At 63.3% G+C, this 21274-nt stretch carries 16 protein-coding genes, 1 other RNA gene and 1 pseudogene; 8 read left to right on the top strand and 10 right to left on the bottom strand.

The window, feature by feature from the left end; genetic code table 11:
* Positions 1-98: 98 nt before the first annotated feature.
* From AC1DUB_RS08250 to AC1DUB_RS08235, 4 genes are all read right to left on the bottom strand, one after another.
* The gene (locus tag AC1DUB_RS08250) at positions 99-1934 is read right to left on the bottom strand and encodes an STAS domain-containing protein (RefSeq protein ID WP_477729138.1); all 1836 of its coding nucleotides are present in this window, start codon (positions 1932-1934) and stop codon (positions 99-101) included.
* A gap of 39 nt (positions 1935-1973) precedes the next feature.
* Positions 1974-3032, bottom strand: coding sequence for an RNA polymerase-binding protein DksA (dksA, locus tag AC1DUB_RS08245; protein ID WP_477729137.1), 1059 nt, complete (start codon positions 3030-3032; stop codon positions 1974-1976).
* 340 nt (positions 3033-3372) lie between these two features.
* Complete coding sequence (locus AC1DUB_RS08240) at positions 3373-4431, bottom strand: CobW family GTP-binding protein (protein ID WP_477729136.1); 1059 nt, start codon at positions 4429-4431, stop codon at positions 3373-3375.
* Between the two features lie 303 nt (positions 4432-4734).
* Positions 4735-6012 (bottom strand): class I SAM-dependent rRNA methyltransferase, encoded by a 1278-nt coding sequence (locus AC1DUB_RS08235; RefSeq protein WP_477729135.1) that lies wholly within the window; start codon positions 6010-6012, stop codon positions 4735-4737.
* Positions 6013-6267: 255 nt separating this feature from the next.
* Here AC1DUB_RS08235 and AC1DUB_RS08230 point away from each other — a divergent pair, with 255 nt between their 5' ends.
* Positions 6268-8010: a sensor domain-containing diguanylate cyclase gene (locus AC1DUB_RS08230; RefSeq protein WP_477729134.1), complete on the top strand. Its 1743-nt coding sequence runs from the start codon at positions 6268-6270 to the stop codon at positions 8008-8010.
* An 81-nt stretch (positions 8011-8091) separates the two neighbouring features.
* On the opposite strand, the gene AC1DUB_RS08225 is transcribed toward AC1DUB_RS08230, so the two are convergent.
* The 3 genes from AC1DUB_RS08225 to dapF all read right to left on the bottom strand — a co-directional run bounded on the left by AC1DUB_RS08225 (position 8092) and on the right by dapF (position 10992).
* The gene (locus tag AC1DUB_RS08225) at positions 8092-9168 is read right to left on the bottom strand and encodes a tyrosine recombinase XerC (RefSeq protein WP_477729133.1); all 1077 of its coding nucleotides are present in this window, start codon (positions 9166-9168) and stop codon (positions 8092-8094) included.
* Between the two features lie 9 nt (positions 9169-9177).
* Positions 9178-9873, bottom strand: a complete 696-nt coding sequence (locus AC1DUB_RS08220) for a DUF484 family protein (RefSeq protein ID WP_477729132.1) — start codon at positions 9871-9873, stop codon at positions 9178-9180.
* Positions 9874-10116: 243 nt separating this feature from the next.
* Complete coding sequence (dapF, locus tag AC1DUB_RS08215) at positions 10117-10992, bottom strand: diaminopimelate epimerase (protein ID WP_477729131.1); 876 nt, start codon at positions 10990-10992, stop codon at positions 10117-10119.
* A gap of 102 nt (positions 10993-11094) precedes the next feature.
* Between dapF and AC1DUB_RS08210 the strand changes: the two genes are divergently transcribed.
* The gene (locus AC1DUB_RS08210) at positions 11095-11640 is read left to right on the top strand and encodes a carboxymuconolactone decarboxylase family protein (protein ID WP_477729130.1); all 546 of its coding nucleotides are present in this window, start codon (positions 11095-11097) and stop codon (positions 11638-11640) included.
* Positions 11641-11834: 194 nt separating this feature from the next.
* Here AC1DUB_RS08210 and AC1DUB_RS08205 read toward each other — a convergent pair whose 3' ends face one another.
* The gene (locus tag AC1DUB_RS08205; RefSeq protein ID WP_477729129.1) at positions 11835-12836 is read right to left on the bottom strand and encodes a tripartite tricarboxylate transporter substrate binding protein; all 1002 of its coding nucleotides are present in this window, start codon (positions 12834-12836) and stop codon (positions 11835-11837) included.
* Between the two features lie 161 nt (positions 12837-12997).
* On the opposite strand from AC1DUB_RS08205, the gene AC1DUB_RS08200 reads away from it, so the two are divergent.
* Positions 12998-14650: an MBL fold metallo-hydrolase gene (locus AC1DUB_RS08200; RefSeq protein ID WP_477729128.1), complete on the top strand. Its 1653-nt coding sequence runs from the start codon at positions 12998-13000 to the stop codon at positions 14648-14650.
* A gap of 18 nt (positions 14651-14668) precedes the next feature.
* Here the strand turns inward: AC1DUB_RS08200 and AC1DUB_RS08195 are convergent.
* Positions 14669-14958: pseudogene (locus tag AC1DUB_RS08195) on the bottom strand (ATP-binding cassette domain-containing protein); the annotation flags it as partial.
* 324 nt (positions 14959-15282) lie between these two features.
* Between AC1DUB_RS08195 and AC1DUB_RS08190 the strand changes: the two are divergent.
* From AC1DUB_RS08190 to AC1DUB_RS08175, 4 genes are all read left to right on the top strand, one after another.
* Positions 15283-16209, top strand: a complete 927-nt coding sequence (locus AC1DUB_RS08190) for a polysaccharide deacetylase family protein (RefSeq protein WP_477729127.1) — start codon at positions 15283-15285, stop codon at positions 16207-16209.
* Positions 16206-16958 (top strand): GntR family transcriptional regulator, encoded by a 753-nt coding sequence (locus AC1DUB_RS08185; RefSeq protein WP_477729126.1) that lies wholly within the window; start codon positions 16206-16208, stop codon positions 16956-16958. Before AC1DUB_RS08190 ends, AC1DUB_RS08185 begins: the two co-directional genes overlap by 4 nt.
* Positions 16959-17066: 108 nt before the next feature.
* Positions 17067-17708, top strand: a complete 642-nt coding sequence (locus AC1DUB_RS08180) for a flavin reductase family protein (RefSeq protein ID WP_477729125.1) — start codon at positions 17067-17069, stop codon at positions 17706-17708.
* Positions 17709-17841: 133 nt separating this feature from the next.
* On the top strand, positions 17842-18705 hold the full coding sequence (locus AC1DUB_RS08175; protein ID WP_477729124.1) for a basic amino acid ABC transporter substrate-binding protein: 864 nt from the start codon (positions 17842-17844) through the stop codon (positions 18703-18705).
* A 60-nt stretch (positions 18706-18765) separates the two neighbouring features.
* Here the strand turns inward: AC1DUB_RS08175 and rnpB are convergent.
* Positions 18766-19106: RNase P RNA component class A (gene rnpB / locus AC1DUB_RS08170), an RNA gene on the bottom strand.
* A gap of 86 nt (positions 19107-19192) precedes the next feature.
* Here rnpB and AC1DUB_RS08165 point away from each other — a divergent pair.
* Positions 19193-20890 carry an NAD(P)/FAD-dependent oxidoreductase gene (locus AC1DUB_RS08165; protein ID WP_477729123.1) on the top strand — a complete coding sequence of 566 codons (1698 nt, stop codon included), beginning with the start codon at positions 19193-19195 and terminating at the stop codon, positions 20888-20890.
* Positions 20891-21274: the final 384 nt, after the last annotated feature.

Raw genomic sequence — 21274 nt, 5'->3', positions numbered from 1 at the left:
CAAGGGGGCAGACAGGTTACGCGGGCTGCGGACAATCGTTTCGCAAGCGCCCCGGATGCAGTAGCATCCCTCGCAGGGCGGGACACGATGAGTGGACCTCAGTCAACTCGAGCAAGCACCCTGGCATGTTCCGTGATTCCGATCACATTGAAAAAAGCAACCACCAGGCGATTGACGTCCGAGAACTGTACGGAACGGTTTTCAGCCTCACGGGCTGACACCCAGTTAAGCAGCGTCCCCGCGGCAGAAAAATCGACGCGTATGAGCTTGGCGCAGGAGATCAGCATCACGTCTGCCCCCATCAGTTTGGCCCCCAGCTTGTCCAGCACTTCAATGGCATCGCCCTGGATTTGCCCGGACAGTTCCACTGACGCCAACTGGTTCATCACCGAGCTTTGTCCATCGATCTGGGTATCCCCCTCCAAACCACTGATGCCGGAGTGTGTGGAGTCGCGGAACACCTCCCCAATGATGGCCTGCCCGCCCATCGAGCCGCCTTTTGCATCCAGCGGCTTGTACTTGCAGCGCGCGACAGCCCAAGCGGGCGGCGAAACCTCATAAGTCACGCAAAAATCAAGGGCTGCGAGTTCAAAGTCGTCGGGCCGGTGCATGACACGCAGCGCTTCCAGGCGAAGGTGCCACCAGCTCTGAGCAGTATCCCGACTGCCCGAAGGTGTGGCGTTTTGCAGTACGTTTAGCAATTTCGCATCGCCAATAAAACCCAGCTGAACAGGCTGTGCCGCCCAACTACTGAATACCCCGGTCAAAGGCCCGAGAGCAGCCAGTTCAATGGTTTTGAGGTTGCTCCAGTCCAGGCGCCACGGCATCGGCGCCTTGGCCGTGGCCGCCTTGAGGGCCGCAACGGTCTGGATGCCCAGCACCGAAGGACATACCCAGTCGGCAGCAGGCGCGTTGCTTGCCTTGCCAGCCGGGGCGCTGAGCATTTTCACCATGTCCGGCATGGAGAACCACTGCGGTGCCGAACGGTCAAACCGCTCCACAAACTGGATCGCGGCCGTCTCGAATTTTTCCTGCTGACCCGTGGCACGGTACAAATCAAACAGCGCCAGCCATGTTTCAGTGTGCTCCGCGCGAACACCACCCGGCCCCAATATCTCAAGCAGGCCCGCTTCGGCGCCGGCATCATCGCCATTGGCAAAGCGGATGGCGGCCTCTTCCAGTTCTGCGTCATGCACCCCGTGCCGGGCCCCGTCCTCCTCCACATCCACCGCCGTGAGTTTGGAGGGCGAAAAGCCGGATGTACTGCCTTCGTAATTAGCCCCAACGCCCGCAAGACCGCCAATGACATGGGGCTTCGCAGGAAGGCTGGCTGGCTGGGTCGGTGCGGAGGAGGCTGCAGGCACCGTGAGCAAGGCATCGGGCTGGGTCGGCATCAACTCCTGCGCTGACGCCGAAGTTGCCGCTTTTTGGGCGGCAGACTCCAGCCCGTTGGGTTCCGTGGCCTTGTAGGCGGTAGGCAGGGCGTTGTCCAGCAGCGAGGTCTGCGTCGCGGCAGGCGCGCCGCGGGCTCCAAGGGGTCCTTGAGCCGAATTGCCCTGGATGGTGCCATTCTTGGTTTTCCACCACTGCATGGACATCTGCGCCTCGATCTCATCGATCTTTTTCAGCGTGGATGCACGGTCATCTGGCCTGGAAGGCATGCTGCTCTGGAAAAACGACGGTCGGCCGCCAGGATCGTGACCCACACCCCCCATGGCTTCGCGCTTGCGCATTTTGCGCAGCATGTCGAATTCGCGCTTGCGCACAAAGTCGTTGCGCCGCTTGCGCTCAATCATCTCCTTGAGCAATTGCTTGCTCATGGCTTCGTTCCGGTCTGCTTGCGCGGAGTCCAGATCCGACCAGTTCGTCGCAGGATTGCGGACGAACTTCACCATCTTGGAGAGCAAGCCGGATTCGGTATCTTCTTTGGACATGAGGGGACGGTTAAAAACGTTCAACCAGCAAACCGGCCGTTAGTCACCAAACATCTTTTGCTTGAGCTCACGGCGCTGCTGCGCTTCCAGCGACAAATTGGCGGTGGGACGCGCGATCAGCCGGCCCACACCGATCGGTTCACCGGTTTCGTCACAGTAGCCGTAGTCACCGGAATCGATGCGGGCGATCGACTGCTCGATCTTCTTCAGCAGCTTGCGTTCGCGGTCGCGGGTACGCAATTCAAGGGCATGCTCTTCTTCAATGGTGGCGCGGTCTGCCGGATCGGGCACGACAACGGTGTCTTCGCGCAGGTGTTCTGTGGTTTCACCGGCACTGTTGTGGATTTCCTGCTTGAGCACTGACAGCTTGTGGCGGAAAAATGCCATCTGCTTTTCGTTCATGTACTCGGAATCCGGCATAGCCTTGACTTCCTCGTCGGTCAACTGCTCTGCGGACTTGGTCTTCCAGTTGTTGGCAAGCTTGGGGTCTTTTTTGGCAGCCGCCTGAATGGGCGGCGCGATCACACGTTCGGTCATTATGGAGTAGCTGGCTTTGGCTGCGTCGGGCGCATGGGTTGGCACCATAGGTGCGGGCGGGGGTGATTGGGTCGCCGTCCGGGGGGAACTTCTTCGCCCCGGTTTCAGGGGCGGCGGGGCCCTCAGCACCGATTGCGGGGCAGGTGCCGGAGCAGGGGGAACAGGCATGGCCACAGGCGGTGCTTTCAGGGTGCCAGATACCTTGACGACGGTGTCGTCTTTGGCAACTGGCTTGGTGGGCGCTTTGGCAGCGGGCTTGGTAATCGATTTGGCCACGGGTTTGGAGGATTTGGCAGGCTTGGCTGCCACCTTGGTTTTGGCTAGCGGTTGGGCCACTGCCTTTTTGCTGGCGACAGGGGCCGACTTTTTCGGGGGCGACACCTTGGCGGACTTTTTGGCAACGGGCGAGGAAGCCGGCTTGGCTTTGGCAGCAGGTTTGACGGCTTTTTTCACGGCCCCGCCTACCGCCGTCGCTGCGGCCTTGGGCGCCGATTTGGCTTTCACCGCTGCTTTGGCAACTGCCTTGGCTGGCGCTTTGGACTTCTTCGCTGGGGCTTTCACAATATGTCTCCTCTCGGAAGCAGCCTTGGGAGAATCCCCGGACTGTCTCCTGGTCAAACTGCTGTCGGACAGTCCGGCCTTACCTTGTGCCGAACGACCCGTTGCCAGATCGCCCGGTTTGTCTGCCGCCTTGCCAGTTTGCACAGGAGCTACTTTAACGCTGCTTGTGGCCTGTTTTCTGCCTGGCTGGCCTCCCGATTCAGCTTTCCGGGTATTTTGGTCGGCGCGCGATTGTAGCGGCTCGCCGGCATGCTGTGACACCCTGAAACCAAATCGTTGGAGAATCGAGACAATCATGAATCCCTCCTGCTTGTTATAAGTTGCAGGAAAACAGCCTACCTCAAACCAGGCACTGCTCCAGGCCCTGCACGAAAATATCTTTGGGCAGATCGATTCCAATGAAGACCATCTTGCTGTTTTTCTGCTCGCCCTCAGCCCAGGCGGGCCCCAGGTCGCTGCCCATGAGTTGATGCACCCCCTGGAAAATCACCTTGCGGTCGGTCCCCTGCATATTGAGCACGCCCTTGTATCGCAACATCCGCGGGCCGTAGATATTCACGACGGCGCCCAGGAAGTCCTCCAGCTTGGCCGGGCTGAAGGCCTTGTCCGAACGGAACACAAAGCTTTTGACGTCGTCGTCATGGTGATGGTGGTGACCCTCGCCCCCTTCGTGTGCATGCGAGGGATGGTCGCAATGCTCGCCGTGCTCATGGTCGTGATGATCATGCGCCGCGTGCTCTTCGGCTGTGAGGAAGTCGGGATCGATATCGAGCTTGGCATTGAGATTGAAACCGCGCAGGTCAAACACATCCGCAATCGCCACCTCTCCGAAATGCACGGTCTTCTGGGGCGCGCGGGGATTCATGTGCGTCAGGCGGTGCATCAGCGCCTTCACCTCGCCTTCGGCCACGAGGTCGGACTTGCTGATGAATATCTGGTCGGCAAAACCGACCTGGCGGCGCGCTTCCTGGCGGTCATCGAGCTGCGCCTGGGCGTGCTTGGCATCGACCAGGGTCAGGATGGAATCCAGCAGGTACTGCTCGGCAATTTCTTCGTCCATGAAAAAGGTCTGGGCCACCGGCCCCGGGTCGGCCAGGCCGGTGGTCTCAATCACCACGCGCTCAAAGTCGAGCAGCCCTTTGCGCTTCTTGGCGGCAAGCAACTGCAGCGTTTCGCGCAAATCCTCGCGAATCGAGCAGCAAATGCAGCCGTTGTTCATCTGGATGATGTTTTCCCTGGTGTCATTGACCAGGATTTCGTTGTCGATGTTTTCCTCGCCGAACTCGTTCTCGATGACGGCGATTTTCTGCCCGTGCGCTTCGGTCAGCACGCGCTTGAGCAGCGTGGTTTTGCCCGAGCCCAGGAAGCCGGTGAGGATGGTGACGGGGATCAAGCTCATGGTGTCTGCCTAAAAAACGGAGAAATGCAAAAAATGCGCAAAGCGGGAATAGAAACCAAGCTGGGGAGTTTAGCGGTCTGTTCAAGCCCCTGAAACGCTTTGGCCAATCCCACTTTGCCAGCAGTTACTTTACAGGCGGTGTCAAGCCTCCCCCGGGGCATTCGCGCGAGCCGGAATGCGGCTCCCTGCATTGCCAATTGCTACTATATTAGTAGCAAACTACGCTCCTGTCACATGGGAACATGGGAACAAAGGCAGGAGGGCATGAGGGCAGCAAAACCGAATGATCCATTGCCGGACCGGTCAAACGGCCAGGCCCGGCTTTTTGACCAGCACCAGCCCCTTGAGGTATTCACCCTCCGGAAACGCCACCGTCATGGGGTGGTCGGGCGCGCCGCCCATGCGCTCGGAAATAAAGGCGTCCACACCCGCATCGGTGCCGGCCGAGGCGACGATCTTGTGAAACAGGTCTGCACTGATGCCACCGGAGCAGGAATAGGTGAACAGCACGCCGCCAGGCTCCAGGATGGCCAGCGCCAGCCGGTTGATGTCTTTGTAAGCCCGCGCCGCGCGCTCGGCATGGGTCACCGTGGGCGCAAACTTGGGCGGGTCGAGCACGATGGCGTCAAAGGTTCGGCCTTCTTTCTGGTACTGGCGCAGCGAAGCGTTCACATCGGCATCCAGCATGGTGGTCCGGCTGGCCTCAAAACCGTTCAGGGCCACATTGGCTTTGGCACGGTCCAGGGCTGGCCCGGACGAGTCGATGGATGTCACATGCTTCGCGCCGCCCGCCAGCGCGGCCACGGTAAAACCGCCGGTGTAGCAGTAGCAGTTGAGTACCCGCTCAAACTGCCGGCGCCGCGTGTAGGCGGCAAACTTGTGCCGGCTGTCGCGCTGGTCGAGGTAAAAGCCGGTTTTGTGGCCCTGCGCCACATCCAGGCTCAGTTTCCAGTCGTGTTCGGTGATGATGATTTCGGTGTCGCTGCTATTTCCCGCGGTGTCGCCCCCGGGAACATCAGCCCCCTCGCCCGGCAACGCAGTCCGCGAAGCGATCGGCGGGGACGATGATGGAGTCAGCCAACCCGTCGCCTCCGGCAAGCCTTCAAGCGAGCGCACGCTTGCATCTGATCGCTCATACAGGCGCGTCAGGCCGGTTTGTGCCAGCAGGGCATCCACAATCACGCTTTTCCAGCGCTCGGTACCGCAACTGGAGAACTGCGCCACCAGCGTGTCGGCATAACGGTCCACGACCAGGCCGGGCAAGCCATCGGACTCCCCATGGACCAGGCGCCGGCCGTCACTTTGAATGTCGAATAAGTCTCTGGCCTTGATGGCTTCGGCAATGCGCGCTGCAAAAAAAGAAGCGTCTATGCGCTGGTTTTCGTCAAAACTCCAGACCCGCGCCCGGATTTTGGAGCTCGGACTGAAAGCAGCCCAGCCCAGGAACTGCCCGCCATGACTTTCCACCCTGACTGTTTCACCAGCATCCCCGCCGCCTTTGGCGATGGCTCCGTCAAAAATCCACGGGTGGCGGCGCAGCAAAGACCGCTCTTTGCCTTCCTTCAGTCGAATTATTTTCATGACGCTATTGTCGCGGCTTGAAGGAGGAGCCCTGCGGTCCACCACGGTAGGCCGCAGGTCCGAAAACCACGCTGCACGCACTTTCTGCACTTTCCCCTCAATTCAGGGGATGTCGTTTTCGGGAAAATTTGCGACAATCGACGGTTAATGATTTTTAATTACTTTTCAGAACAATTAAGGAATTGCAAGCCACTCCCGGGCTTCGCAAGCCGTCTTTTCACCCCGGCTGTTCGGGCCCGGCTGGCGGCTCTGGCATTGAGCCTGCTGGCGGGATCGCTGCTGGCGCTGACCTCCGTGGACGCGCACCCGCGCACCGTACTCGACCTGGACACGCAGACCCAGCCGGTTCCCCTGGCCGACTGGGGTGACTACTGGATAGACACCAGCGGCCGGTTCACGCCGGAACAAGTCTTCAATACCCCCGAGATTCCCTGGCAGCCGACAAACGGGGAGGCCATCTACCCAGTAACGAGTGACTATCCCCTGTGGATCCGCTTCAACGTGCCGCCCGCACCGGACGCCGAGCGCTGGTACCTTGAAGTGCCCTACCCGTCCGTCAACCGCGCCTCGCTCTACACACTGGACAGCGCCGGCAAGTGGAACGAACAGCGGGCGGGCGATCTCGTGGCTGTGAACAAATGGCCGGTGCCGCACCGCCATCCGCTGCTGCCGATCGCCCTGTCTGCGGAAATGCCCACCAAGTACCTGCTGCGCCTGGAAAACGGACACGCCCTGAGCGCCCCCCTGCGATTCATCAGCGAAGGACGCCTGAGCTACTCCGAGCAGCGCATCTCGCTGATCCTCGGCATCTTCTTCGGACTGACGGGTCTGGCGGCACTTGTCTCCCTGCTGAGCGCCATCTCGCTGCGCGACACGGCCTACGGCTTGTATGCGCTGTGCGTCACGCTGATGGGCCTCACGCAAGCGACGCTGACCGGCATAGGCGGCCTGCACCTGTGGCCCCACTGGCCCTGGTGGAACGATGTGTCCACGTCGGTCCTGCCCATGCTGACGGCCTCGACCACGCTACTTTTCATCTCGGCAACCGTGGCGCTGCCCGAGCGCCTGCCCCGGCTGCACTGGCTGATGGTCGGCCAGGCGGCGCTGGGCATGGCGGTCGCGGTGGTGCTGTCGCTGGTGCCAGCCGCATCGCGCATGGACCTGTTCATCCCCACTCTTTTGCTGCTGGAGTTCAGTGGCATGCTGGTCATGGCCTGGGCCTGGCGGCGCGGTGACCGGTTTGCGCCCTGGCTGATGCTCGCTTACCTGCCCGTGATCACTGCCGCCGGCTGGACCGTGGCGCGCAATGCCGATCTGGTGCCCATAGGCTTTTTCACGCAGCACGGCATGCAGCTGGGCGTGGCCCTGCACCTGCCGATCGTCATGGTGCTGCTGATGTTGCGCAGCCAGCACCGACGCGAAAATACCCGCCGCATCCAGGGCCTGGACCGGGTCGACCCGGCGACCGGCCTGATCAACAACCATGTGTTTGGCGAAAGACTGATCCGCATGATTGCGCGCTCCGAGCGGCTGCAGCACCAGAGCGCCGTGATGCTGATTGACGTGATCAACGGCGCGCAGATTCAGGAAGATTTCGGACGCACGGCGGCCGATGAGCTGCCACTGCGCGTTGCCGAGCGGCTGCTGTCCGCCTCCCGCGAAATTGACAGCGCGGCGCGGCTTTCGGAGCAGCGCTTCGGCATGCTGGTGGAAGGCCCCATCAGCCCGGAAGACGCCGCCATTCTTGCCCAGCGCATCGTTGCGCGTTGCCTTATGCCCTACAAGGGGCTGCATGTGAACTGCGTGGCCCAGGTTCACGTGGCTTACGCCATCGTGCCTTCCCAGGGCTCGTACGCGCAGGGCCTGCTGACCCAGTTGCAGGAGCGGCTGGCCGCGGCGCCCGCGCAAAGCAAGCGTGCGGTTTTCCTGCTGGGTGAAACGCCGCCAGCGACGCCTGTGCGGCAAGCCTACAGCCGCAAAGTCGCCAAAGTCGCCTGACCTCGCAAGGCGGGCAAATCAAGGCAGGGGCGCGGGCGGTTCAGGGAGCTCATTGCTTGTCGGACCCTCCCCTCCCCTGGTTCACGGTTTGGACTTGACCTTCACCACCGGCGGGGCGGGAGCTGTTGCGGGCAGCGGGGCGGCCCGCGAAGCCACGCCAGCAGATGTGGCGCGCGGATGGGCGGCGTCATACACCTTGGCCAGATGCTGGAAATCAAGCCGCGTGTAGACCTGGGTCGTCGTGATGTTGGCGTGGCCCAGCAACTCCTGCACCGCACGCAAATCACCGCTGGACTGCAGCACATGGCTGGCAAACGAGTGGCGCAGCATGTGCGGATGCACCGGGGTTGCCAGCCCGGCCTTGAGCGACCGCCGCTTCAGGCGCAGGCGGATGTGCTGTGGTGTCAGCCGCGCGCCACGCCGGTTGATGAAAAGCGCCTGGTCGCCTGACCCCTCGCCGGCGACGCCCTCGCCGGCCCAGTCGCTGCGCAAGGCAAGCCAGGTGTGCAGCGCCTGCAGGGCCTGACGGCCGACCGGCACGCTGCGCCGCTTCGATCCCTTGCCCAATACATGGGCTTCAGCTGCCTCCATGTCGATCCAGCCCCGTGCCTGGCCGCTGGCCCGCACGTCCAGGCCCACCAGCTCGCCAATACGCAACCCGCAGCCGTACAGCAGCTCCGTGATGCACTGGTCTCGCGCTTCCAGGTGCGGATCGTCCTCATCATGGGACTGGTAACTGGCCAGCTGCACCGCCTCATCCACGCTCAAGGCCTTCGGCAAGGGCTTGGCGACTTTGGGCGAGCGCACGTCCTGCACCGGGTTGGCCGCCACCAGGCCTTCACGGCCCAGCCAGGTATAAAACCCGCGCCAGCCCGACAAAATCAGCGCAATCCCGCGACCGCTGCGCCCCGCGCCGTGCATCTGCGCGACCCAGCGCCGCATGTGGGTGTTGTGCACATCGGTCAGCGCAACACCGGCCTGGCGGGCGTTGGCCTCCAGTTTTTGCAAGTCCAGTGCGTACAGTTCCACGGTGCGCATCGCCAGGCGTTTTTCAACACGCACATGCTCCAGGTAACGCTCCACCAGCGGATGCGCCACCGGCACGGCCTCAGGCCTGGATTCAGGAACTCCGGACGCAAGTGGCGGGGTCTGCGTCATGGCGCCCGCTCAGGGAGCGGCTGTCTGCTGCGCCCGCAAACGCGAGAGCGCGGCACCGGCCAGTTCGCCCAAGCGCTCCAGGAAGTCGGTGCCCATGCCGCTGTGAAAGCGCTCGGGGTCGGGCGAGGCCAGCACCAGCAGGCCCGACGCCTGGGCGCCGGTGGCCGCGCGCAGCGGAATCAGGGCAATCGACAGCGCCATCGCAGGCTCGGGCAGCCAGTTGACGGATTCAAAACCGGAATTGACACCGCAGTAAGGCGTGGTCAATGAGGAGGCGAAGGTCTGGGCATCCTCGCTCACGCCGGTCGCAAAGCTTTCGTCGGAGAAAATGCCGTTCACGCCCCAGACCTTGATGGCGGCCTGCGGAATCTGGAACTCGGTGGTGATGCCTTCCACCATGGTGCCGGGCAGCTCGCGCGCCTGCGCCGTCTGCAGCAGCTTGCGGGTCCAGCGCTGCATCTTGTCGGCGATCAGCACATTGTCCTGGCCGTGGCGAATCATCTCGACCACCTTGGTCTCCAGGCCCTTGATCTTGTCGCGCAACATGCCAGCCTGGCGCTCCTGCAGGCTGACGGCGCGGTTGCCATGGCCACTGGAGAGCTGCACCGATGCCAGCAGTTCCGCGTGACGCTCGAAAAAGTCGGGCGTGTTGGCCAGGAAATTGGCGATGTCGTCTTCGGTGATGGGATGTTCAGTTGGATTCATGTCGGCATTGTAGGGAAATAGGCGAGAAATAGGCCCCCACGGTCGTTCACTTCGTGTAACTCCCTGCCCCCCGAGGGGGCCGCCCGCCTGTGGCCCGGCAAAGCCGGTTCCACGGCTCATGCTGGGTGAAGAGTTCGAGCGAACACAGCCAGCGGGGGCCGCGGGACTGGCTTGCCAGACCGCAGGCGCCGCCCCCTAGAGGGGGGAACAGGCTACACGCAGTGAGCCTGGACGGGGGTGGCTTTATAACTCGGGAACTTCAATCTCGGACTCGAACACCGTGGTGGCCGGGCCGGTCATCATGACCGGGGCATCCAGGCCGCCCGCCCATTCAATCGTCAGTTGGCCGCCGCGCGTCTGCACATCCACGCGCGCATCGAGCAGCCCCCAGCGTATGCCGGCCACCACCGCCGCACAGGCACCGGTGCCGCAGGCCAGGGTCTCGCCGGCGCCGCGCTCGTACACCCGAAGGCGGATGCGGCTGCGCGAGACGACCTGCATGAAGCCCGCATTGACGCGTTTGGGAAAGCGCACATGGTGCTCGATCAAGGGGCCGGTCTCCAGCACCGGCGCCGTATCCACGTCATCGACGAGCTGCACCGCGTGGGGATTGCCCATCGACAGCACTGCTATGGAAACAGTCGCTGAAAGTGCCTTATCTTCAAGAGCAAGAGGCCATTTTTCCCACGAACCAGAGGACTGCACCATCAACCCCGCGGCATCGAAAGGAATGCGCGCCAGTTCAAACACCGGTGCGCCCATGTCCACCGTCACGCGGCCATCGGCCTGCATGCGCGGCTCGATCACGCCGCTCAGGGTTTTGACTTTCACCGCGTCCTTGGTGGTCAGTCCCCGCTCGCGCACAAAACGCACAAAGCAGCGCGCGCCATTGCCGCATTGCTCAACTTCGCCGCCATCGGCGTTGTGGATCACATATTCAAAATCAATGCCCTCCGCCGGGGAAGGCCGCACCGACAGGATCTGGTCGGCGCCGACGCCAAAGTGCCGGTCGGCAAGAAAACGGTACTGTGCAGTCGACAGGTTCAGGCGCCCGCGGGTCTCGTCAAGCATCACGAAATCGTTGCCCGCACCCTGCATTTTTGTGAAACGGATTAGCATTGCGCCATTATCCGCCGACCTTGTTCGCCAACCTTATTTGCCGACGCTGCACCGTGCCGCTGTGCGGCGCTGCCCACCGCCCCTCAACCACGAAAGACAAGCATGCGCATTCCCGAATGGACTCCCAGCCTCAAGGCCCAGCCACAGGACCTGGTGGACGCCATCCTGGCCCGCCGGGGCGGCACCATGATCAACCTCGACAAGGCGCTGCTGTGGAGCGAGCCGCTGGCGCGGGCCTGGAATATCTATCTGGGCGCAGTGCGCACCGGGCTGCCAACCAGCCGCAAGCTCCGCGAACTGGGCATTTGCACCGTGGCACTGCTGACCGGCGCCGACTACGAGTACCGTCACCATGCACCAGACTTCCTGGCCGCCGGCGGCAGCCAGTCCGAGCTGGATGCACTCCAGGCCCTGGTCAAAAACGATGCGCGCAAAACCACGGCGCACCCGGCGCTGGGGGCGGTGGAGCAACTGGTGATCCAGTACGCCGCGCAGATGACGCTGGACGTCAAGGTCAGCGACCAGGTGTTCGCGGCACTGCGCGAGCACTTTGACAACACGGAACTGGTCGAACTGACCAGCGCGATTGCCACTTACAACATGGTGGCGCGTTTTCTGGTGGCGCTGGGTGTGTCGCCGGAGGAGTGAACCGGGTCACGGCGAGGCTAGGCCCGCGCGCACTGAAAAACGAAGGGTCCCCGGAGGGCAGGGAGCTACACGCAGCGACCGGGGGAAGTTCCCCACCCAGCAGGGGCCGCGGAACCGGCTTCGCCGGGCCGCAGGCGCAGCGGCCCCCTCGGGGGGCAGGGAGCTACACGCAGTGAGCGACCGTGGGGGCCAACTTAATCAGCTTTGATCCCATTCTCCTTGACAACCTTGGCCCAGATGTCGATCTGCTTGTCAATGAAGACACGGGCCGACTCCGGTGAGCCGCCGACGATGTCAATGCCTTGTGCACTGAGTTTTTTTGCAATCTCGGGGTTCTTCAAGGCCTTGTTCACTTCTTCATTCATGCGCTTGAGTACTTCGGGCGGCGTTTTGGCCGGCGCCACGATGGCCCACCAGGCCGGCGCATCAAAACCGGCAAAACCGCTTTCGGCCACGGTCGGTACATTGGGGAGATCAGGCGAGCGTTTGCTGGTCGTCACGACCAGCGGGCGCAGGCGGCCGCTGTCGATGTGCGGCTTGGTCACAAACACCGAGCCAATGGACAAGGGCACATGGCCGGCCACCGCATCGGACATCAGCGGGCCACCGCCCTTGTAGGGCACATGCTGCCAGTCGATGTTGCCGCTTTTGCTCAGCAGCGCCATCGCCAGGTGGCCGAGACTGCCCGAGCCGATGCTGCCGTAGTTCACATTCTTTTTGGCCTTGGCTGCTGCCACCACATCGGCAAAGGTCTTGTATTCGGACGCTGAGAAAGTCGCCAGCACCATGGCCGAGGTGCCGATCAGCGAGACCGGCGCGAAATCCTTGCGCGTGTCAAACGGCAGGCCGGGAATCAGGCTGGGATTGACGCCATGGGTATCGAACACCACCGCAAAGGTGTAGCCGTCCGCAGGGGCTGCGGCAACGGCCGCGGTACCGATGGAGCCCGACGCGCCGCCCTTGTTTTCGACAATGATGCTCTGGCCCAGTTGCTGCGACAGCGGCTGCGCCAAAATGCGCGCCACCTGATCGACCGAGCCGCCGGGCGGAAACACCGCCACGAATTTGATCGGCTGCCGGGACGGCCAGGCTTGCCCTGCGCCAGCCGGGGTGGTCTGCGCAAAGGCGCTGAGACTGCAGGCACACAGCGTGGTGGCGGCCAAGGCCAGTGCGGTCCTGAAAATGGGATGCGTCATGGGTTGAAACCTGCAAATTGAATGGCTGCCAGTATCAGGACCGCCCCGCCGCCGCGCCATTGCGGTTAACACTTAGCACGCTACCAATCGGACGCCGCTGGCCGGACCCGAAGTAAGCTGGCGGGACAGCGCCTTCCCCTCTTTCACTGCAAAATCAGGCCATGACCAGACCCACCCAACTCCTTTATCCCCAGCGCGACCCCGTCCCCACCCGCCCGGCGGCCACGGTGCTGTTGCTGCGCGACACAGCGCAGGGCATGGAAGTGCTGATGACACGGCGCTCGATGACCGCCAGCTTTGCCCCCGGCGCCTATGTGTTTCCGGGCGGCGGCATTGATGCGGCGGATGCCCAAGCGCATGGCCAGTCCACGCGGCGGCCCGGCCAGAGTGACCTGCACCTGACGCAGGCGATTGCCGCCATCCGGGAGAGCTTTGAAGAACTGGGCGTGCTGCTGGCGCGCCATGCCGACGGCCGCTATGCCAGCACGGCCGACATCGCTGCGCTGGACCGCAAGGCCCCGTTTGCCGCCCAGTGCGGCCAGCGCGGTCTCACGCTGGCCGGTGACCAGGTGTTTGTGCTGGCCCACTGGGTGACCGACCGCGATTTGCCGCGCCGCTTTGATGTGCCCTTTCTGGTGGCGCGCATGCCGGAGGGCCAGAGCCCGGTGGCGGACGAAACCGAGCAGTTCGAGCCGGTCTGGGTGCGCCCGGCCGAGGCACTGGCCCGGCACCACGCCGGCAGCTTCTTCATGATCTTCCCGACCCTGCGCACGCTGGAAAGGCTGCAGCATTACCCCGATGTCGATGCGGTGCTCCAGGCCTGCGCGATGGAGGCGCCGCTGTGGACATCCTGCCCGCGCGCCGGCTTGCTGGCCGGCAAGGAGGCGCGCTACATGGAACACGAAGCGCCCTATGGCGAACTGGCGCTCACCTCTCCCGACGGGCAGATCGTGCACACGCTGGACTGGCAAACGGCGCAGCCCGTGATGCTGTTGAGAAACCTGATGCGCCTGACCGCGCCCAACCCCGGCGTGATGACCGGCCCGGGCACCAACAGCTACCTCGTTGGCGAGCCTGCCACCGGCTACATCGCGATTGATCCGGGACCTGCCGATGCGGATCACCTGGACCGGCTGTACCGGGCAGCCGGCGGCGACATCCGCATGATTGTGTGCACCCATTCGCACCCCGACCACTCCCCGGGCGCGAAACCCCTGCAAGCCCTGTGCAACACCCGGCCCGCCATCCTCGGCTTGCCCTCGGAGCCCACCGCGCGCGCCCACAGCGCGTTCACGCCGGACCGAGCGCTGGAGCATCAGGAGTTGCTCGCGCTGATGGCGCCCGGGCCCGAGGGCGACATAACACATACCCTGAAAGTACTGCACACCCCCGGCCACGCCGCCAACCATGTGTGCCTGGTGCTGCTGGAAGACGGCATCCTGTTCAGCGGCGACCACATCCTGAACGGCAGCACCACGGTGGTGGACCCGCCGGACGGCAACATGAGCGCCTATCTCGACTCCCTGGATTTGCTGAGCAGCGCCTGCGACCAGCACCAGATTGAATTCATCGCCCCGGCCCACGGTTATGTACTGGGGCACGCAAAAGCCGCCATTGCCCAGCTCAAGGCGCACCGCCTCAAGCGCGAGGCCAAGATCATCGGCGTAATGCAGGCGCAGCCCGAGGGCACACTGGACGACTGGGTCGCTCAGGCCTACGACGACGTCGATGCACGCATCTGGCCGGTGGCCAAGCGCTCCCTGCTGGCGCATATCGAGCGGGTGCGCGAACTGGGGCTGGCCGGTCCGCTTTAAAACCCTTTAAAACCAGATTCAGGCCGCACCGCCCGGGTAGGCCTTAACCAGCGAGCCATCGGCCATCAGCGACTGCGCCGCACCCCGCGCCACCACGCGCCCGACTCCAGCACGTAGGCACGGTTGGCCAGCGACGGGGCCAGCACGGTCATGGATTCCTGGCGCAGGGCGTCCAGCGCGGCAAACAGCTCTTCAATGATCTTGGGTGCCAGGCCCGGCGAAGGTTCGTCCGGCAGCAACACCACCGGCTGGCCCATCAGGCCGCGCGCCACGGCCAGCATCTGCTGCTCGCCGCCCGAGAGCAGGCCGGTGAATGAACGTCAAAACAAGAACATGGCGTTTCTCTTGAAGGAAGGGTTCAATCGTCCTCCCTCGCCAACGCAAGCTTCGTACCACGTCGTCAAAATTGTTAACATTCACCAGTAAATTTTATATACAATTAATTATTCATATTGGTTACAATTAATAAAACATCTTGATACCAAAATTTCTCAAGCCAGTCCATTGATTCCCCCTTCCCGGCATCCCATGCGTCCACACCAAAACCAGACAGCCAGACACAAAATCCGTGCAGCAGCCCGCACCAGGCCGCCGCAGGGGAGTCTGAGCGCCTGCATCAGGGGCCTGTCCCGATGAGCCCGGCATCCGCCAGCGACATGGCGACCCGCCCGCTTCCCGGACACGGCCTGTTCGACTTCCAGGGCATCCATCACCGGCCGGACTACCACTGGCCGGGCGGCCGGCGCCTGGCGGTCTACCTGGGCTTTAACCTGGAGCATTTCGCATTTGGCGAGGGCCTGGGCTCCAACCTGGGCCCGGCCTCGCCGCAGCCCGACGTGCTGAACTACGCCTGGCGCGAGTATGGGAACCGGGTGGGCGCGTGGCGCTGCCTGGAGCTGTTTGACGCGCTCGGCCTGCCGACCGGCACACTCATCAACACCGCGCTGTACGACCACTGCCCCGAACTGGTCGCCGCATTCGCGGCCCGGGGCGACGAACTCATCGGCCACGGCCACACCAATGCCGAACGCCAGGCTGACATGGCCGAGCCGCAGGAGCGGGAATTGCTCGCGGCGTGCAGGGCGCGCATCGCCCAGTGCAGCGGCACGGCGCCTGCTGGCTGGCTGTCGCCGTGGATTTCCGAAAGCCGGGCAACACCGCACCTGCTGGCGGAAACCGGCTACCGCTACACCCTGAACTGGTGCCATGACGACCAGCCGGTGCGCCTGCGCACACGCGGCGGCCCGCTGTGGTCCATCCCCTACCCGCAGGAGCTCAATGACATTCCAATGATCATCGCGCGCCAGATGGACGGCAAGGATTTCGCCCAGATGGTGATAGACAACGTGGATGAAATGCTGGAGCAGTCCTCCCGCCAGGCGCTGGTCATGGGCATTGCCCTGCACCCTTACATCGTCGGTCAGCCCTACCGCTTGCGCCATCTGCGCCGGGCGCTGGAACATCTAGCGCGCCTGCGCGATGAGGGCCGCATCTGGTTCACCACGCCCGGCGCCATCTGCGCTCACATGAACGAGGTTTTCCCCGGAGCAGCCGCATGAGTACCGCCAGGAAACGCGCACCCGCACCCGCACCCGCCACCGGCATGCCGGCCGACGCCGCAGCTCCCCTGCTGCCCGGCCTGTCGGAAACGGAAAGCCGCATCTACCACTCGGTGTTTGAGAGCGTGATGAACCAGCGCATCGCGCCGGGCACCAAGCTGCCGGAGCAGGCGCTGTGCGAGCTGTTCTCGGTGAACCGCGCCACGGTGCGCAAGGTGCTGCAGCGGCTGGCCCATGATCACATCGTGGATCTGCGCCCGAACCGCGGCGCGGTGGTGGCCGCGCCCACGCCTGAGGAAACGCGCCAGATCTTCCAGGCGCGGCGCCTGCTCGAGGCCGCCATCGTGCCGCTGGTGGCACAGCGCGTCACCAAGGCCGAGATTTTGCTGTTGCGCAAACAATTGCGCGACGAGCATGAAGCACTGCACCGCGCGGACCAGCCGGCCTGGGCGCGCCTGGCAAGCGCCTTCCACCTGCAGCTGGCCGAACTGTCGGGCAACGCCGTGCTGCACGGCTACCTGCACGAACTGGTGTCCCGCTGCTCGTTGATCGTCGCCCTGTACGAGCCGCCCGGCAACACCGCCTGCGAGCATGACGAACACGCGCGCATCGTGGACTACCTGGAAAACGGGGAACCCGCCAAGGCGGTGCGCGTCATGAACGAGCACCTGCTCGACCTGGAACGCCGCATCTGCCTGGACAAACCCCAGGCCGAAAAAAACCTGGCCCAGATGCTGGGACTGGCCTGACATGCGGCGCCTCACGCGGGCGGCCCCGCCGCTATACCGGCCGCTAAATCGCCCGGCGCGTGGCCCGGGTCCACTCGCCATCACCAGCCAACCGACAAAGAACTGACCATGGACATCGATTTTTCAGCCATCACCGAATACCAGCGTTACAAACTCATGGCCAGCCTGATCGTGCCGCGGCCGATTGCGCTGATCACCACACTCAGCGAGGACGGCGTCGTCAATGCGGCGCCCTTCAGCATGTTCAACATGCTCGGTGAAGAGCCGCCCATCGTGATGGTCAGCATCAACCGGCTGCAGGACGGCCAGCTCAAGCACACGGCGGCCAACATCGTGCGCACCGGCGAGTTCGTCGTCCACCTGACCGATGAAGCCATGGCCGGGCAGATGCACCGCTGCGGCGAGCGCTTTCCGGCCGATGTCAGCGAGCTGGCCGAGGTAGGACTCAGCACGGCGCCCTCACGGCATGTGAAGCCGCCGCGCATCGCAGAGGCGCCCGCGGCCTTTGAGTGCACGCTGTACGAGCTGCTGGAGACGCCCAGCCGGCAGATCTTCATCGGACAGGTGCACTGGCTGCATGCCCGCGACGGACTCATTGACACCGAGCTGTGGCGCGTCCGCTTGCAAAACTACTTTCCGGTGGCGCGCTTTGGTGCCAGCTTCTACATCAACACACGGGAACGCTTCTCGCTGGAAGCGGCCAGTGCACAGGCCCAGCCCGCGCTGTCCACCAGCATTGACGAGATCTGACAGCGCGAGACCTGGCAGCGGACCTGACAGCGGGGGGAGCCGCAAGGCGCAGGGGGTAAACCCGGGGGATGGCCGGTTTATACTTTTTTGACCTGGCCTGCAGGCCCCATCAACTCAACCCAACGAGGTCTTCATGCCTTTCATCACGACACGATATTTCCTGCAAACTGCCGGCACCCTGCTGGCCAGCCTGGTGCTGGTGGCCTGCGGCAAGCAGGAGCCGCCGGCACCGACAGCCACCGCGCCAGCACCCGCCGCCTCGGCTCCGGCACCGGCAGCCCGGGCCTATGTAGTCGGCACCGATGCCGCCTATGCCCCTTTCGAATCACAGAACGAAAAAGGCGAGATCGTCGGATTTGATATCGACGTGGTCAAGGCCGTGGCGCAAAAAGCCGGCATCGAGGTGAAATTTGTGAACACGCCCTGGGAAGGCATCTTCAACTCGCTGAACCAGGGCGATCGCGACCTGCTGGTTTCGGCAATCACGATCACCCCCGAGCGCAAGCAGACCATGGATTTTTCGTCACCTTACTTTGACGCGCAACAACTGATTGCGGTGAAGAAAGACTCCAAAATCGCCGACTTCAGCCACCTGAAAAAACTCAAGGTGGGCGTGCAAAACGGCACCACCGGCGACGAGGTGGTCACCAAGCTGCAGGGCAAGGCCAGCCCCAACATCAAGCGTTTCGAGTCCACCCCCCTGGCCCTGAAAGAGCTGGAAGCCGGCGGCGTGGACGCCGTAGTGGCCGACAACGGCGTGGTGGTGCACTACGTCAACAACAACCAGGACGCCAAGTTCAAGACCATCAGCGACGCCAGCTTCGCGGCCGAACAATACGGTCTGGCGGTGAAAAAAGGCAATGCCGACTTGCTGGAAAAACTCAACAAGGGCCTGGCCGACATCAAGACCGACGGCACCTACAACAAGATTTACGCCCAGTATTTTGGCGCGGCGCCTGCTGCTGCTGCTGCCCCTGCACCCGCAGCGTCGAAATAAGCGAACCGCAAGCAGAACGGGCCCCGTTCGCTTCGGCGTACGGGGCCCGTTTTTTTATAAGTGTGAAGCCCGCCGATAAGCCGGATTCTGTGCGCCGGATTTGCCTTGCGGCAAACCCGGTGTGACCGCCATTAATCTGGGCCGGGGGTCGCCCACCCGGCTCGGTGCTACCTACCCGCCAGCTCTGCGGAGCTACATCAACGCTGGCCTACTTGGTGTTGCTGCGCGTAGAGATTGCCCGTTTCACCCGCTTTTGAGTTACCCAAAAGCGACTCGTCTCTGTTGCTCTGATCCTCACCTCACGGTGGAGAGGTATTACCTCCTACGCTGTCCTGTGCAGTCCGGACGTTCCTCCAGTGCCTGGTTTCCCAGATTGCACCAGCGGCGGTCTGGCAGGCTTCACGGGGCCTATTATCCGTTATCCGCCAGCGCGGCGTGTGACGGGGACCCTTTAAAATATGGGCTGCTTGATCAACACGAGCCCCTGATGATTCGCCTGACTGAACTCAAACTTCCGCTGGACCACGCGGAAGACGCCCTGCCTGCCCTGATCGCCCGCACGCTGGGCATCGCCGCCTCCGATATCGCGACTTTCCAGATCCACAAGCGCAGCTTTGACGCCCGCAAGGCGGAGCTGCTGCAGGTGTACATCGTCGATGTGAAGTTGGCCCCCACGCTCGGCGCTGACGCGTCCTCGCTGCCCCCCGAGGGGGCCCTCCCGGCTAGGGGCGGCCCGTCGCCGGTCGAGGCTGCTCTGCTTGCGAAATTTGCCGGCCACCCGCACATCCTGCCCTCACCCGACATGGCCTACCACCCGGTGGGAACGGCACCGGAAGGCCTGCCGCTGCGCCCGGTGGTGATCGGCTTTGGCCCGTGCGGCATCTTTGCGGCCCTGCTGCTGGCGCAGATGGGCTTCAAGCCCATCGTGCTCGAGCGCGGCAAAACCGTGCGCCAGCGCACCAAGGACACCTGGGGCCTGTGGCGCAAGAACGTGCTGAATCCGGAATCCAATGTGCAATTCGGCGAGGGCGGCGCGGGTACGTTTTCCGATGGCAAGCTCTACAGCCAGATCAAGGACCCGCGGCACCTTGGTCGCAAGGTCATGAATGAATTTGTCAAGGCTGGGGCGCCCGCCGACATCCTCTATGAAGCCCATCCCCACATTGGCACCTTCAAACTGGTCAAGGTGGTGGAAAACATGCGCGAGCAGATCATCGCGCTGGGCGGCGAAATACGCTTTGAGCAGCGGGTAACGGACGTGCTGATCGAGGCCGGCCCCGGCGGCAAGCACCTGCGCGGCCTCACGATACTCGACCAAGCCACCGGAGAAATGCACGAGTTGCGCGCCGACCACGTCGTGATGGCGCTGGGCCACAGCTCGCGCGACACCTTTGCCATGCTGCACGCCCGCGGCGTGTACATCGAGGCCAAGCCCTTTTCCATCGGCTTTCGCGTGGAGCACCCTCAGGGCATCATCGACCGCGCACGCTGGGGCCGGCATGCCGGCCACCCGGCCCTGGGCGCTGCCGAATACAAGCTGGTGCACCACGCCAGCAATGGCCGCTCGGTCTACAGCTTTTGCATGTGCCCGGGCGGCACGGTGGTGGCCGCCACCTCGGAGCCCGGACGCGTAGTGACCAACGGCATGAGCCAGTATTCGCGCAACGAGCGCAATGCCAACGCCGGCATCGTGGTGGGGATTGACCCGCGCGATTACCCGGGCGATGCGCTGGCCGGCATCGACCTGCAGCGCCGGCTGGAGTCGCATGCCTATGTGCTGGGCGGCAGCAATTACCAGGCACCGGCGCAGCTGGTCGGCGACTTTGTGGCGGGCCGCCCGTCCACAGCGCTGGGCAGCATCACGCCCTCGTACAAGCCCGGCGTGACCATCGGTGATCTGTCGTCAGCCTTGCCCGGCTACGCGATCGACGCCATGCGCGAAGCCTTCCCCGCCTTTGGCCGCAAGATCAAGGGCTTTGACACGCATGACGCCGTACTGACCGGCGTGGAGACGCGCACCTCCTCCCCCATCAAGATCAGCCGCGGCGAAGACCTGCAGAGCCTGAATGTGCGCGGCCTCTATCCCGCCGGCGAAGGCGCCAGCTATGCCGGCGGCATCCTGTCGGCCGGCGTGGATGGCATCAAGGTGGCCGAGGCCGTGGCGCGCAACCTGCTGAGCGCCTGATCAGCAGACTGCCGCCTGGACTACAGCCCCGTCGCCCGGCACGGCACGGCGCGGGCGATGATGGTGCGCTGATTTCAGACGGGCCTTCCTGCTTCGTCAACACGCGATATGCGGGCATCGCGCGCGCAAAACATAGTCGCCGGAATCCACAGGGCCTTTCCAGCTGGCCCCGAAATTGCTCTACCCTCTCCGCCAACATAGAATACCTGTATAGACAGCGTATCGCGCTCAGAACGAGGCGGATTTGCACCAGTTTCATGGGAATAATCCCAAAACAGTGCATTTTCCGATCGCGTTTTCCGTGACTTTCTTGAAATTATGGTTTACCTGTATATACAGGTTACTACATGTTGGCAAAATCTCCCTGCCCGGACTTTGCTGTGC

The sequence above is a fragment of the Polaromonas sp. P4_F9 genome, from assembly GCF_056401235.1.
Note: the sequence above shows the minus strand (reverse complement) of the source record. Positions and strands in the feature narration are given on the sequence as shown.

What these genes read in the sequence shown, in the direction of transcription:
- AC1DUB_RS08250 (WP_477729138.1), bottom strand. Translation starts at nt 1,934, where the DNA reads ATGTCCAAAGAAGATACCGAATCCGGCTTGCTCTCCAAGATGGTGAAG.
- AC1DUB_RS08240 (WP_477729136.1), bottom strand. Translation starts at nt 4,431, where the DNA reads ATGAGCTTGATCCCCGTCACCATCCTCACCGGCTTCCTGGGCTCGGGC.
- AC1DUB_RS08235 (WP_477729135.1), bottom strand. Translation starts at nt 6,012, where the DNA reads ATGAAAATAATTCGACTGAAGGAAGGCAAAGAGCGGTCTTTGCTGCGC.
- AC1DUB_RS08225 (WP_477729133.1), bottom strand. Translation starts at nt 9,168, where the DNA reads ATGACGCAGACCCCGCCACTTGCGTCCGGAGTTCCTGAATCCAGGCCT.
- AC1DUB_RS08220 (WP_477729132.1), bottom strand. Translation starts at nt 9,873, where the DNA reads ATGAATCCAACTGAACATCCCATCACCGAAGACGACATCGCCAATTTC.
- dapF (WP_477729131.1), bottom strand. Translation starts at nt 10,992, where the DNA reads ATGCTAATCCGTTTCACAAAAATGCAGGGTGCGGGCAACGATTTCGTG.
- AC1DUB_RS08210 (WP_477729130.1), top strand. Translation starts at nt 11,095, where the DNA reads ATGCGCATTCCCGAATGGACTCCCAGCCTCAAGGCCCAGCCACAGGAC.
- AC1DUB_RS08205 (WP_477729129.1), bottom strand. Translation starts at nt 12,836, where the DNA reads ATGACGCATCCCATTTTCAGGACCGCACTGGCCTTGGCCGCCACCACG.
- AC1DUB_RS08200 (WP_477729128.1), top strand. Translation starts at nt 12,998, where the DNA reads ATGACCAGACCCACCCAACTCCTTTATCCCCAGCGCGACCCCGTCCCC.
- AC1DUB_RS08190 (WP_477729127.1), top strand. Translation starts at nt 15,283, where the DNA reads ATGAGCCCGGCATCCGCCAGCGACATGGCGACCCGCCCGCTTCCCGGA.
- AC1DUB_RS08185 (WP_477729126.1), top strand. Translation starts at nt 16,206, where the DNA reads ATGAGTACCGCCAGGAAACGCGCACCCGCACCCGCACCCGCCACCGGC.
- AC1DUB_RS08180 (WP_477729125.1), top strand. Translation starts at nt 17,067, where the DNA reads ATGGACATCGATTTTTCAGCCATCACCGAATACCAGCGTTACAAACTC.
- AC1DUB_RS08175 (WP_477729124.1), top strand. Translation starts at nt 17,842, where the DNA reads ATGCCTTTCATCACGACACGATATTTCCTGCAAACTGCCGGCACCCTG.
- AC1DUB_RS08165 (WP_477729123.1), top strand. Translation starts at nt 19,193, where the DNA reads ATGATTCGCCTGACTGAACTCAAACTTCCGCTGGACCACGCGGAAGAC.